Here is a 12,871-nt window from a genome sequence, read left to right on the forward strand (position 1 = left end):
GGCCCCAACGACTTCCGCGGCCTCCGCCACCTCACAGAACGGCTGCTGCGGGGGCCTGTATTCCCGGCATGCCCAGGACGGCCGACCACGCTCAGACCAGACATGCCCCCGATGACCAGACGTCTTCCAGTTGCCCATGTTGTGCGCGTCCTGCCGAGGGCTCTATAAGGATGGGAACAAGCTACTCATTCCGAGTAGGGCCGGTCTGACGGCTGGATCTGATACACACCCGCGATGACCAGGCGTTTTCCGGTTGCCCATGTTTTACGATTCCTGCCGAGGGCACATTTATCCAGGCAGAGCATCGAGCTCGGCCGACCACTCCGCCGGGGCGGGAAGCCGGAGCCGCCCGATCCGGACAACTCAGCCCGGTCCGGGCGACCTGCCAGGCCGCCCGGACCGGGTGAGAACGCTGATCGAGAAGTTACGGAAATCCCTGCGCCCGTCAACAGTTGGAGGGTGCGGGCTCGCCGCGAACCCGGCCGTTGAGCCACGCCATGACCTCCGGGGCACCGATCACCGCTCCCGACAGATGCTCGGGTGCGGAAACATGCATCGTCTGCACCTGAACGCCGGCCGCGCACCAGCGGTGGTCGGTGTTGTCGATCGCTTGGACCGGAATCAGCGGGTCGTCAGGTGAATGCCATTCGAACACCGGCGTTTCCGGCACTTCGCCGAAGAGCTCCAAGCTGTTCTCCTCCAGCACCGCCCGGCCTTCACGGACGTCGAAACCCGAGGCGTCGGTCATGTATGCCCGCGCGCTGCCGCCGAGTCCGTCGGCGAGGATCTGATTGGTGCAGTCGTTGGCCATCGCATCGCGGATCTGCAAGCCGCGCTGGTTGAGGTACGAGCTGATCGGCAGCTGGCTCGGATATTCGCGCTCGAGGCCGATCGCCGCCGCCATGGCCAGCCCGAAGGCCGGGTGCGCGTCGTAGCCCAGCGCCTCGACCATCGTTAGCAGGTTCATCGGGGCACCGCCGATGGCTGCGCCCGCGAGTTTCAGTTCCGGCGCGTACGACGGCTGGAGCGCAGCCGCCGCCCCGGTGGCCATGCCGCCGCCGGAGTAGCCCACCAGCGCAACCGGACTCTGCCGGGAGGCGAGTTCTGGCACCTGCTTCACCGCTCGGACGCCGTCCAGAACGATCTGGCCACCCAGACGCGACGCCCCGAATGCGAAGTACGGACCGAGATGATCCGGCAACGCGATGCTCCAGCCCTGAGCCATTGCCACATTCAGAATCGACGCCGTCGTCAAGAGATTCGGATCATCGGAGTACAGCAGATGTGACACCGCGCAGCGAGTGCCGAGCGCATTGATGAAGTGCTGATACGACATCAACGGGCCGTCGGGCCGGTGACCGGGCGGGGTGAGGACCGTGGTGGTCGCCGCGATCGGCTCATCCCGGGAGTTGTTGGATCGGAATTGCACAAGAGTAACGGTGGCGCCCGGAAAGACGGCTACCGGCGGTAGTGTCCGCACACGGAGCACGTCACCGGGCTGGTGTGACGCGAGATCCGCCGGAGCGGCGTAGAACGGATCCGGATCGGGTATGGGATATATCGGGTCCGCCTCAGCGGCCGTCACCATGGACAACCCGAGCACCACACCACCCAGCGCAGCCAGCGCTTTCGCCGACCCGCTACGAAGGAGAACAGGAAACCGACCAAGCACGTGTCCGACCTCCATGAATAGTTCACGTCGTTCGACAAGCCAGTCCGAATTCTCACGCGACTATATCGGTGAACTCCCAGCGACACCTACGTTTGCTGTAAATTAGCTGAAGTCGCCCCGTGACCGGGACCAACATGCCCACCTACCCGACGCCGGCCGCCCGATCAGTGAGCCCTCGCGCTTGCGCAACCATGCGCCGACGGCGGTCGCGAACCGGCGCGCCCGTCCAACCGGATCCGAGCGCGCCGATTCCGGCCGCGTGGGTCCGGCGGTCACCCATGCGTCGGCGTCGGTCGCCAACGGCCTCGCAGCAGTGGCCAACAGGCTCGCCGGCTTGCGCGTACAGAGCTCGATGCTCGCCACCGGGCATGGGTGAATTGCCCTGTCAGTCACCATTTTTGGCAGTTCATCTAGCGCAGCGGAAAAAACCGACTAGTCTGAATCAACGGGTTCGAGCCAAAAGATTTCAGCCGTCTGCACTCGCGATCGAGTGCCGCTCCGTTGGATCAATGAGGCGCCTATGTCGATTTTCCAGGATTCGAAGGCGCGCGACCCCAAGCGATACCTGTGGACTCTGGGGTTGATCGCACCGTTGTGCGCTGTACTGCCCTCACAATTGGTAGCCCGCACTGGGCTCACAATATTCTGGTGGATCGGTCCAGTTTTCGTGCTGGTGCTGATACCACTGCTGGATGTGTCCGTGGGCGATGACGGGAGCAACCCACGCGACGAGGACTACGACGCACTATCCGAAGACCGGTTCTATCGGTGGTGCACGTACCTCTTTCTGCCGCTGCAGTTCATTGGGCTGGTCATCGCGGGCTATCTATGGGCAAGTCACGAGCTGAGCGTAGCCGACAAGCTCGGTCTGGCAGTGACGCTCGGGTTCGTGTCGGGCATCGGAATCAATGCCGCCCACGAACTCGGGCACCGGGCCGAACATCTGGAACGCTGGCTGGCGAAGATCGCTCTGGCACAGTCCGGTTACGGGCATTTCTTCGTCGAACACAATCGGGGTCACCATATGCGTGTGGCGACGCCCGAGGATCCGGCCAGCGCCCGATTCGGCGAGTCGCTGTGGCAGTTCCTGCCGCGCAGTGCGATCGGCGGCTTCCGCTCGGCGCTGGCGCTGGAGCGTGAACGCCTGTCCCGCAAGGGAAAACGCTGGTTCAGCCCGCACAATCAGCTGTTGCAGGCCTGGGCGATGAGTGTGGCGCTGTGGGGCGCCCTGATCCTGATCTTCGGCCTGGAGGTGATTCCGTTTCTGATATTGCAGGCAGTGCTGGGTGCGGGCCTGCTGGAGACGGTCAATTACATCGAGCACTACGGACTGCTGCGCCCGCGCCGCGCCAACGGCAATTACGCACGGTGCTCCCCGCGCGACAGCTGGAACAGTGACCGCCTCGTCACGAACGTATTCCTGTTCCACCTACAACGCCACAGCGACCACCACGCCAATCCCGGTCGCCGCTACCAAACCTTGCGCAGCTCGGAACAGGCGCCCCAGCTCCCGGCCGGCTACGCCACCATGATCTTGCTCGCCGCCATTCCTCCGCTCTGGCGTGCCGTCATGGATCGCCGCGTCCTGGACCATTACGGCGGCGACCTCTCACTCGTGAACACCAAACCAAAAGCCACACAACACCTTGTGCGGCCAACGTTCCGGTACGCCCGTCGTGATTGACCCGGAATCGATGCCGGGCTCAGGGCCATCCGGCCCTGCCCGGTTTTCGCTTCGACTGGTCACATCGGGTAGATCGGGTGTTTGCGGGGGTTGAACTCCGGCTTGATCGGCTTCTTGTCGCGGAGGAGGCGTAGGGCCCGGCGGATTTCCAGGCGGGTGCGGGAGGGTTCGATGACGGCGTCGATGTAGCCGCGTTCGGCGGCTACCCAGGGGGTGGCGACCGTCTCGTTGTATTGGTTGATCATGAATTCGCGGGCCGCGGCGCGGTGTTCCTCCGACAGTGCGGCCAGCTGGCGCTTGCCGAGCAGGTCGACCGCGCTTTCGGCGCCGATCACCGCGATGCGGGCGGTGGGCCAGGCGAAGCTGACGTCCGCGCCGACCTGCCGGGCGGCCATCATGCCGTAGGCGCCGCCGTAGGACTTGCGCACCACCAGGTTGATGATCGGCACGGTCGCCTCGATGATGGCGCGCGGGACCCGGCCGCCGCGGATGATGACGCCATTGGCCTCCTCCGCGAGACCCGGCAGTACGCCGGGAGTGTCGGCGATGAACACGAGCGGGATGTTGAACGCGTCGCAGAGCCGGATGAAGTAGGTCGACTTGTCCGAGCACGCGGCATCGATGGAACCGCCCAGCACCAGTGGCTGATTGGCGATCACGCCGACCGGGAGGCCGTCGACACGGGCGAAGCCGGTGATCAGGTTCGGGGCGAACGCCGCGCGGATCTCGTGGAACTCGCCGTCGTCGAAGATGCGCAGCAGGATCTCGTGCATGTCGTAACCGGCGCGATCGGAATCCGGGATGATCGTGTCGAGTTCCCGATCACTGGCCGTGATCTCCGGTTCCAGGCCGGGATTCACGATCGGCGGCTGCTCGAGGCAGCTGGTCGGCATGAAGCTGAGGTAGTTGCGGGCCCAGTCGTAGGCCTCCTGCTCGGTCTCGGCCACGTGATGCAGGGTGCCGCGCTCGGCCTGTACCTTCGCGCCGCCGAGTTCCTCGGCGGTGACATCCTCGCCGTTGACGGCCTTGATCACCTCCGGCCCGGTGACGAACATGTAGGAATCCTTGGTGCCGATGAGCACGTCGGTATTGATCGGCCCGTACACCGAGCCCGCGGCGCATTTGCCGAGAATGATCGACACCTGCGGGACATAGCCGGACAGCTTCTCCAGCACCCGGGAGATATCGCCGAACGAGGCGATCGAACCCACCGCGTCCTGGATCCGCGCGCCGCCCGAATCGTTGATCGTCACCACCGGGCACGCGTTGTCGAACGCGAATTTCAGTGCCCGCATGAACTTCTGGGCGGACGTCACCCCGACCGACCCGCCGTACACGGTCTGATCGTGGGAGATCACCACCACCGGCCGCCCCCCGATCAGCCCGCGGCCGGTGACCAGTCCGTCACCGTAGAGCGCATCCGATTGGCCGGGCTGGCGAGCCAGCGCGCCGGTTTCGATGAACGTCCCGCGGTCGAGCAGCATGTCCACCCGCTGCCGAACGCTCGGAATGCCTTTCGCCGCCCGCTTGGCGATGCCGGCCTCGCCCGCCGGTTCCGCGGCGATCTCCAGGATCTTGGCCAGTTCATCGAGCTTCGCCCGCGTACCGATCACGCTTGTTGCCACCTTCCCGAACAAACATTTGTGCCCCGCGACGGTAAGCAGTCCCGAGACGGTACGGGTCACTGAAGCAGATAAACGTGATGAATCACAGTCCTAGGGGCCGCCGCGGTCAGCAGAACGGGATGCCCACGGAGCCATTGAGGCTGGTGTGAAAGAGGATGCAGACCAGATAGTTGGCAGCGGAGTAGGACCCGCTGGAGGAGCCGGTGCCGGTGGTGTCCACCGGCAGGGCCTGGGCCGGCGCCTCGGCCCGAGCTGGGACGGTCAGCACGACGGCGGGTGCGAGGAGCGCCGCGGAGACAGCGAATGCGGCGAGGGTCTTCTTCGAATTCATCTGCGGCTCCATCGTTCTCGATCTCAGCGGAAGCCAGTATCGAACCCGATCCGCGGTCACCGACAGCCCCGACAGTTGGGGGCCGCCAGGGACGCAATCCCGGTGTGCTGACCAGCCTGACCGAGCTGAACATCCGGGCACTCCCGCGGGTACGGAACAAAATCCCTGGCGCAGCGCCGGATCCCATCTTGATCCGAACCTACGCTGCACCGATCAGATTCAACGTCACGATCATCCGGCACGCCAGGGGCGATCACACCTGGGGCCGAATAGGTAACGGTCCGCCAGGAGGGGCTGTGACCAGGCACGGCGCCATGTCAGAGGCCGTATCAGGTCGATGTCAGGGGCGTGTCAGGGCGGGTCGCGACAGTAGCCGGCATGAACAGCACAGCGATCACGGCCTCGGGGCTGCGGAAGGCTTACGGGAACAAGACGATCCTCGACGGTATCGATCTGAATATCGGTGCGGGAACCATCTTCTCGCTGCTCGGGCCGAACGGGGCGGGCAAGACGACGACGGTGAACGTGCTGACCACACTGTTGAAGGCGGACGGCGGGACGGCGCGGGTCGCCGGATTCGACATCGCCACCGAGACCAAGGCGGTGCGGGCGTCGATCGGGGTGACCGGTCAGTTCGCGGCGGTGGACGATCTGCTGACCGGTGAGGAGAACCTGCAGCTGATGGCCGACCTGCATCGGCTGCGCGGCGGGGAACGCAAGCAGGTGGTCGACGGGCTGCTGGAGCGATTCGATCTCACCGAGTCGGCTCGCAAGCAGGCGGCCACCTACTCCGGCGGCATGCGCCGCAAGCTCGATCTGGCGATGACCCTGGTCACCAAGCCGGACATCGTCTTCCTGGACGAGCCGACCACCGGACTGGATCCGCGCAGCCGGCGCACCATGTGGGAGATCGTGCGGGAGCTGACCTCCGACGGCGTCACCATCTTCCTCACCACCCAGTACCTCGAGGAGGCCGATCAGCTGGCCGACCGCATCGCGGTGCTCGACGGGGGCCGCATCGTCGCCGAGGGCGCACCCGACGACCTCAAGCGCCGCGTCCCGGGCAGCTACCTCGAGCTGCGGTTCACCGACGCCACCGAACTCGCGACCGCCGCCCGGATCCTGCCCGCCGCGACCGTGGACAGCGAGGCGCTGACCCTGCAGGTGCCCGGCACCGGCGGCACCAAAACCCTGCGGGCCCTGCTGGATCGGCTCGCCGACCACTCGGTCGAGGCCGAAGAGGTCTCCATCCACACCCCTGATCTCGATGACGTTTTCCTCGCCCTGACCGGGCACGCCACCACGGAGGCCGAAGCACAATGAGCACCCTCGTTTCCACCGACCGCACCGCCGCGATCGGCGGCCTCGCCGCCGCGCTGGGCGATTCGGCGATCATGTTGCGCCGCAACTTCACACACATCGCCCGCAACCCCGTCGCCATCTTCAACGCCGCGCTGATGCCGGTCGTGATGCTGCTGATCTTCGTGTACGTGTTCGGCAGCGCATTCCATGTCGGCGAGCACTACATCGACTACGCGACACCCGGCATGATCCTGCTGGCCATCAGCTACGGCCTGTCCGGCACCGCGGTCGCGGTCAGCTCGGACATGGCCAAGGGCGTCATCAACCGGTTCAAAGTCATGGACGTCTCCCGCGGCGCGGTGCTGACCGGCCACGTGGTCGCCACCATGCTCACCAATGTGGTCGCCATCGTGGCCGTGCTGGGAGTGGCGTTCGCCCTGGGCTTCCGGCCACCGGCCACCGCGCTGGACTGGCTGGGCGCGATCGGCGTCATCCTGGCCACCTCGTTCGGCGCGTCCTGGCTGACCGTGGCGCTGGGCATGGCGGCCAAGACGCCGGAATCGGCGGGCATGTCCGTGGTGCCGCTGATCATGCTGCCCTTCGTCAGCAGCGCGATCGTCCCCGCCGCCCAGATGGGCCAGGGCGTGCGGCAGTTCGCGCAGTACCAGCCCTTCACCCCGATCATCGAGTCCCTGCGCGGGTTCCTCACCGGGCACCCGTCTGGCGGCTACACCGCCGCGGCGCTGGCCTGGTGCGCCGGGTTCGCGATCGTCGGATACCTGTGGTCCCGCGCCACTTTCACGAAGCGAGCGTGATCTCGGCCAGTTCATGCCAGCCCGCCCGCGTCCCCTCCGCCGTCGCCTCGGTGAACCTCTGGTCACCGAGGCGATTTCGCGTCGTCCGCTCGATCCGGGCCGCGTCCGGATGCGAATGATCGGGCACGCCGCGCACCGCGGTGCTGGCTGCGAGCAGCCGCACCGCCTGTTCGTCCTGCTCCGCCCGCAACGCCAGATCAGCAAGGCCGACAAGCACTTTGGCCAGCAGGGGCGCGTGCCCCGCCGCGGACGCCACCCGGAAGGCCGCGGCCCGATGTTCGCGGGCCTCGTCGAGCCCCGCCACCAGATAGCCCAACTGGTCGTGGATCACCGCACTGATGAACGGCTGCTCTCGTTCACCGTCCAGCAGCGACCTCGCCAGCTCGATCTGCCGGTGCGACTCTTCGGGATCGGCGTTCCAGCGGGCAAGTTCGGCCCGCGCCAGAGCCAGGTCCGCCAGCGCGATCGGCCAGCCGGTCTGACCCGCGTACCGCTGCGCCTCGGCCATGGCGGCCGCGCTCGCCGCCGCGTCACCCTGCAACCAGTACAGCTGCGCCTGCCGCGACCGCATCCGGACCAGGTCCTCGATCGCGCCGACCTCGGCGACCACCGCGATCGCCTGCTCGAAATACTCACCCGCACCGGCGAAGTCGCCACGCAGGGCGAGACTGTCGGCGAGCTCGGTCAGCGCGAACGAGATGCCCCAGCGCTCACCGACGGCCCGGAACTCCGTCAGCGCCAGCTCCAGCTGCTCGTCGGCCTCGGGCCCGCCCTGCCCGAGCACGGTCCGCAACTTCCCCAGTTGCAGCCGGGCCAGCGCCCGCACCCACGGATCGTCGTCGTCGAGCAGCGCCTCGAAGGCGGGCAGGAACTGGTCCGGCCCCTGCAGCATGCGTTCCAGCGCGACCGTGAACGCCAGCGTCGGATGACCGGTCCGGCCGGGACCCGTCCGACCGCCGCCCGCCTGGAACGCCTTGTGGATCCATTCCTCCACGTGGTGTTCGTCATTCGGGCCGGAGGTCACGTAATGCACGACGAGCCCGTACACCGTGGCCCGGGTCTCGGCGTCGGCCTCGCCGGGGGTCTCGGCGGCCGCGGTGACCAGTTCCATGCCCTCGGCCTTGTGCCCGCTCAGCCACCAGTACCAGCCGGCGGCCGCGGCCAGCCGCATCGCGGCGGTCGCGTCGGCGGCGGCGAGCGCACCGCGCATGGCGGCCGCGATATTGTCGCGCTCGGGTTCGAGGACGGCCAGCCATTCCAATTGCTCGGCGCGGCGCAGATGCGGTTCCGCGGTCGCGGCCAGTCCGGTGAAGTACGCGAGGTGCGCGCGGCGCGCGGCGTCCGCCTCCCCCGCCTCCACGAGCCGGTCCCGGGCGTACTGCTTGATGGTGTCGAGCATGCGGTAGCGCGGTTCGTCGTCGCCCGCGGTGCGCAGCAACGACTTCTCGGTCAGCGCGCTGAGCAGCTCGAGCACCTGCCACTGCGCTATCGCCGTCCCCCTCCCCTGATCCTCGGCCTCGACTCCCGCGCAAACCTGTTCGGCCGCTTGCAGACTCGCGCCGCCGGAGAACACCGCGAGCCTGCGCAGCACCATGCGTTCCGCGTCGGTGAGCAGTTCCCAGCTCCAGTCCACGACCGCACGCAGCGTCCGATGCTGCGGCTGCGCGGTGCGGCTGCCGCCGGTCAGCAGGCGGAACCGATCATCGAGCCGGGTGGCTAGCTGATCGAGGGTCATGGTCCGCAGGCGGGCCGCGGCCAGTTCGATCGCGAGCGGGATCCCGTCCAGCGCACGGCAGACGCGGGCCATGGTCGCCAGCGTCGCCGCGTCGGCGGTGAGGTCCGTGCGCACCGCGCCGGCCCGGTCGCGCAAAAGCTGCACGGCCGGTGAGGATTCGATCGCATCCGGCGCCGCGTCCGCGGCGGGCAATGCCAAAGGCTCGACCTGCCACAGTGCTTCACCGGTGATGCCGAGCGGTTCGCGGCTGGTGGCCAGGATGCGCAGCCGCTGACACTCCCCGAGCAGCCGGTGCGCGAACGCCGCCGAGGACTCGATCACATGCTCGCAGTTGTCCAGGATCAGCAGCATGTCGCGCTCGCGGATCGCCGCGATGAGCCGGTCCACAGGTTCCGCGTTCGGCGCGCCGCCGAGCAGCGCGTCCCGGAGCCCGAGCGCGGCCAGCGCCGCCTGCGCGAGGTCGCCGCCCGCGCCGGCGGAGGCCAGCTCCACCAGCCAGGCCCCGTCCGGCAGCTCGCCGAGCAAGGCCCGCCCGGTCTCGGTGGCGAGCCTGGTCTTTCCGGAACCGCCCGGCCCGGTCAGGGTGGTGAGGCGATGCCGCGCAACGAGTTTGCGCACCGCGGCCACATCGGCCTGCTTGCCGACGAACCGGGTCAGCTCGGCCCGCAGGTTGGTGCGGCGATCGTCCTCCCGTCCACCGACCTCGCCGCGCAGCAGCGCGACGTGCAGCGTGGACAGCTCGGGCGAGGGATCCACGCCCAACTCGTCGGCGAGGGCCTCCCGGACCCGCTGGTACACGACCAGCGCCTCGGCGCCGCGGCCCGCGGCGGCCAGCGCGCGCATCAGCGACGCGGCCAGCCGTTCCCGTACCGGGTGCTGGGCCAGCAGATCGTTCAGTTCGGTGACCAGGTCCGCGCCCCGGCCGAGCCGGATCTCCGCGTCGTACCGGTCCTCGAGCGCGCCGAGATGCAGCCCCTCGAGCCGGGTGATCACCGCGTCGAGGGCCGCGCTGTCCTGCGCTCCGATGTCCCGCATCGGCGCGCCGCGCCATAGAGCGAGAGCCTCGCGCAGCAGGTCGGCCTGGTGGAGGTCGTCGCCGCCACGGGCCTGATCGAGGAGCTGTTCGAACCGCACGGCGTCGATGTCACCGGGCGCCACCATCAGCCGGTACCCACCCGCCTGCACATCGATCGACCCGTCCGGCAGGACCCGCCGCAAGCGGGAAACCAAGGCCTGCAAGGCGTTCGCCGCATCGGCCGGCGGCTCCTCACCCCAAATCCAGTCGACCAGCTTCCCTTTCGAGACCGCCCGGCCGGGTTCCAGCGCGAGGGCGATCAACAGCGCCCGCAGCCGCGCGCCCGGCACCGCTACCAATCCGCCGTCGTCTGCTCGGATTTCGAGCGGTCCAAGCATCCCGATCTGCACCCGGCCCATTGTGCCGTGCCCTGTCCACCCGGGCCGAACCTGTGTCAGCGGGGGTGTCAGCGCGACGTCAGCTCGGTATCAGCGGTGCTCGCGACAGTGGTTCTCGTCAGCAAGACGAACCCTCGAAGGAGAAACACCATGACCGCGTTCCAGACCCCCGAAGCCATCACCGTCGCCCTCGAGGTGGCCGCCGGCAACGTCACCGTCATCGCCTCGGACCGCACCGACACCATCGTCGAGATCCGCCCGGCCGACGCCGCCAAGAAGGAGGACGTGCGCGCGTCCGAGCAGATCCGGGTCGAGTTCAGCGCGGGCGCCCTGACCGTGCAGGCGCCGACGGGCTGGCGGAAGTTCTCCCCGCTCGCGGGCAAGGGGTCCGTCGAGGTGACCATCGAGGTTCCCGCGGGCTCCCGGGTGACCGGCTCGCTGGGCATGGGCCGGCTGCTGGGCGCGGGCCCGCTCGGTTTCTGCGAGCTCGAGGTGTCCGCCGGTGACATCACCGTCGAGCGCCCGCTCGGCTCGGTCACCGCCAAGGTCGCGAAGGGCGACATCCGCATCGTCGAGGCCACCCGCGGGCTGATCGACGTCGAAACCGCCACCGGCGACCTGTCGATCGGCATCAACCCGGGCAGCGCGGCCCGCCTGGAGACCAACGCTCAGCAGGGCACCATCCAGAACCAGCTGTACCCCGTCACCCGGCCGCAGGACATCGTCGAGGTCCACGCCCGCAACTCCTACGGCAACATCTCCATCGGCCACACCACCGCCGCCTGACCCGCGGTCAGTGGCCGAGGTTGACCAGGGCGAGCGTGACACCCGTCGCGGCGTCGGCGAGCCCGGCTCGGGAAATGGTCAGACGACCGTCGATCCAGTCCAGGTAGAGCGCCACCAGCGCGCCGCTCAGGGCGGTCGTCGTGACCGCGAGGGCCTGCTCGTCGGCGGGCAGCAGGGCCTGGGTTTCGGGGCCCAGCGCGGCGGCCAGGGCGCGGACGAAAGCCGAGGCGCGCTGGGCGGAATGGCGGCGCAGCTCGTCGTCGGCGAGCGGTTCGCGGAGCAGGACCCGGGCGCGGCGCGGGTCCTGCTCGAAGTAGTCGGCGCAGATCTCGAGGGCCGCGCGCACCGTGGCGGGCAGATTCGCGCCGGCGGGCAGGTCCCGCATGCGGGAGCGCAGCTCGTCGTCGACGCGGTCGTAGACGGTGGTCACCAATTGCTCACGGCTGTCGAAGCTTTCGTAGAAGTAGCGGGGGCTCAGATTCGCCAGCCGGGTGACCGCGCGCATGGTGACCGCCGCCGCACCGGCCGTGCCCAGCAGTTCGAACGCCACCTCCAGCAGCTGCTCGCGACGGTCGACGGACCGGTCCCGCAGCGTCTGTCCTCGCCACAGCCTGGGTGCGTTCATGGCCTCATCGTCGCATCAGGGGGCCGGACGTGTTGACAGCCCGTCCTCGAACTTGAATCATACGATTCAACAAGAATCACCTGATTCCAGTTGATGAAGAGGTGCGCCCGTGTTCAACGAAGACGAGTTCCAGCAAGCCCTGCTCCGCAATCGGCTCTCCGGCCCGGTACCCGCTGTGCTGCACGCCAATCGGGCCGTGCCGATCCGCGTGGTGCAGGAATCCGAACTCCGGGCCGGCACCCAGGCCTGGTTCGAGGAGTTCGACCGCAAGCTGGAGTTCTACGGCAGGCTCGGTCTCGACCTGTCCTGGCTGATGGTGTGGGCCAAGAAGTACTGGTGGAGCTTCCTCACCCGCGACATGAGCCACAACCACGAGCTCTACGCCCCCGACGTGCGCTACACCGACGTCACCACCTTCGGCCGCACCATCGTCGGCATCGACGACTTCGTCACCTACAACTTCGCCTTCTTCGACGCCATCCCCGATTGGCGCTACGACCCGATCCCCGGCCAGGTCTACATCGACGTCACCCCCGAGGGCACCGTGCGCACCGTCATCCGGTACGTGGGCAGCGGTCACTGGAGTGGCCCGCTGCGCCTGTACCCCTACGACCACACCGCCCCCGCTCTGCACGGCGACGGCCGCTTCATCCAGTGCCCGGCGGTCGACCGCTACCACTTCAATGCCGAGGGACTTATGCAAGAAGGCGAAACCCTGTACGACGCTTTCGATGTCACGCAGCGCGCCGGCATCCTGCCCCGCGACGACAGCTGGCCCTTCCGCGCCCTGCTCGCCACCACCAGGATCCCGTCCCTGATCGGACGGCTCCGGCCCGCGTAACCGAGCGAGTCACGCGCGGCGCCGAGCGGGCCGGGACGCCCG

General features: G+C 68.0%; 10 protein-coding genes. 5 read left to right on the forward strand and 5 right to left on the reverse strand.

The features are described 5' to 3' along the window. Window positions 1-445 precede the first annotated feature (445 nt). Entirely contained in the window at window positions 446-1,687 is a 1,242-nt protein-coding gene (locus tag ON33_RS27095) for a lipase family protein (protein ID WP_083869333.1), read from the reverse strand. A gap of 505 nt (window positions 1,688-2,192) precedes the next feature. On the opposite strand from ON33_RS27095, the gene ON33_RS27100 reads away from it, so the two are divergent. Further along, window positions 2,193-3,356: an alkane 1-monooxygenase gene (locus ON33_RS27100; protein WP_040861934.1), complete on the forward strand. Its 1,164-nt coding sequence runs from the start codon at window positions 2,193-2,195 to the stop codon at window positions 3,354-3,356. Window positions 3,357-3,415: 59 nt separating this feature from the next. On the opposite strand, the gene ON33_RS27105 is transcribed toward ON33_RS27100, so the two are convergent. After that, window positions 3,416-4,969, reverse strand: coding sequence for an acyl-CoA carboxylase subunit beta (locus ON33_RS27105; protein ID WP_040861935.1), 1,554 nt, complete (start codon window positions 4,967-4,969; stop codon window positions 3,416-3,418). Between the two features lie 118 nt (window positions 4,970-5,087). After that, window positions 5,088-5,312 carry a hypothetical protein gene (locus ON33_RS27110; protein ID WP_157184753.1) on the reverse strand — a complete coding sequence of 75 codons (225 nt, stop codon included), beginning with the start codon at window positions 5,310-5,312 and terminating at the stop codon, window positions 5,088-5,090. 378 nt (window positions 5,313-5,690) lie between these two features. Here ON33_RS27110 and ON33_RS27115 point away from each other — a divergent pair, with 378 nt between their 5' ends. Next, the gene (locus ON33_RS27115; protein ID WP_040861937.1) at window positions 5,691-6,635 is read left to right on the forward strand and encodes a daunorubicin resistance protein DrrA family ABC transporter ATP-binding protein; all 945 of its coding nucleotides are present in this window, start codon (window positions 5,691-5,693) and stop codon (window positions 6,633-6,635) included. Beyond that, window positions 6,632-7,429 carry an ABC transporter permease gene (locus ON33_RS27120; RefSeq protein ID WP_083869334.1) on the forward strand — a complete coding sequence of 266 codons (798 nt, stop codon included), beginning with the start codon at window positions 6,632-6,634 and terminating at the stop codon, window positions 7,427-7,429. The genes ON33_RS27115 and ON33_RS27120 overlap by 4 nt, the downstream gene beginning before the upstream one ends. On the opposite strand, the gene ON33_RS27125 is transcribed toward ON33_RS27120, so the two are convergent. Continuing rightward, on the reverse strand, window positions 7,413-10,589 hold the full coding sequence (locus ON33_RS27125) for a BTAD domain-containing putative transcriptional regulator (protein WP_040861976.1): 3,177 nt from the start codon (window positions 10,587-10,589) through the stop codon (window positions 7,413-7,415). The two genes, ON33_RS27120 and ON33_RS27125, sit on opposite strands and share 17 nt — an antisense overlap. 138 nt (window positions 10,590-10,727) lie before the next feature. On the opposite strand from ON33_RS27125, the gene ON33_RS27130 reads away from it, so the two are divergent. After that, window positions 10,728-11,363, forward strand: a complete 636-nt coding sequence (locus tag ON33_RS27130; RefSeq protein ID WP_040861938.1) for a DUF4097 family beta strand repeat-containing protein — start codon at window positions 10,728-10,730, stop codon at window positions 11,361-11,363. A 7-nt stretch (window positions 11,364-11,370) separates the two neighbouring features. Here the strand turns inward: ON33_RS27130 and ON33_RS27135 are convergent, their stop codons facing one another. Next, window positions 11,371-11,988 (reverse strand): TetR/AcrR family transcriptional regulator, encoded by a 618-nt coding sequence (locus tag ON33_RS27135; protein ID WP_040861939.1) that lies wholly within the window; start codon window positions 11,986-11,988, stop codon window positions 11,371-11,373. 109 nt (window positions 11,989-12,097) lie between these two features. Here ON33_RS27135 and ON33_RS27140 point away from each other — a divergent pair, with 109 nt between their 5' ends. Continuing rightward, window positions 12,098-12,829: a hypothetical protein gene (locus tag ON33_RS27140; protein WP_040861940.1), complete on the forward strand. Its 732-nt coding sequence runs from the start codon at window positions 12,098-12,100 to the stop codon at window positions 12,827-12,829. Window positions 12,830-12,871 lie beyond the last annotated feature (42 nt).

Origin of the sequence: Nocardia niigatensis NBRC 100131 (assembly GCF_000308655.1) — a bacterium.
Lineage (GTDB): Bacteria > Actinomycetota > Actinomycetes > Mycobacteriales > Mycobacteriaceae > Nocardia > Nocardia niigatensis.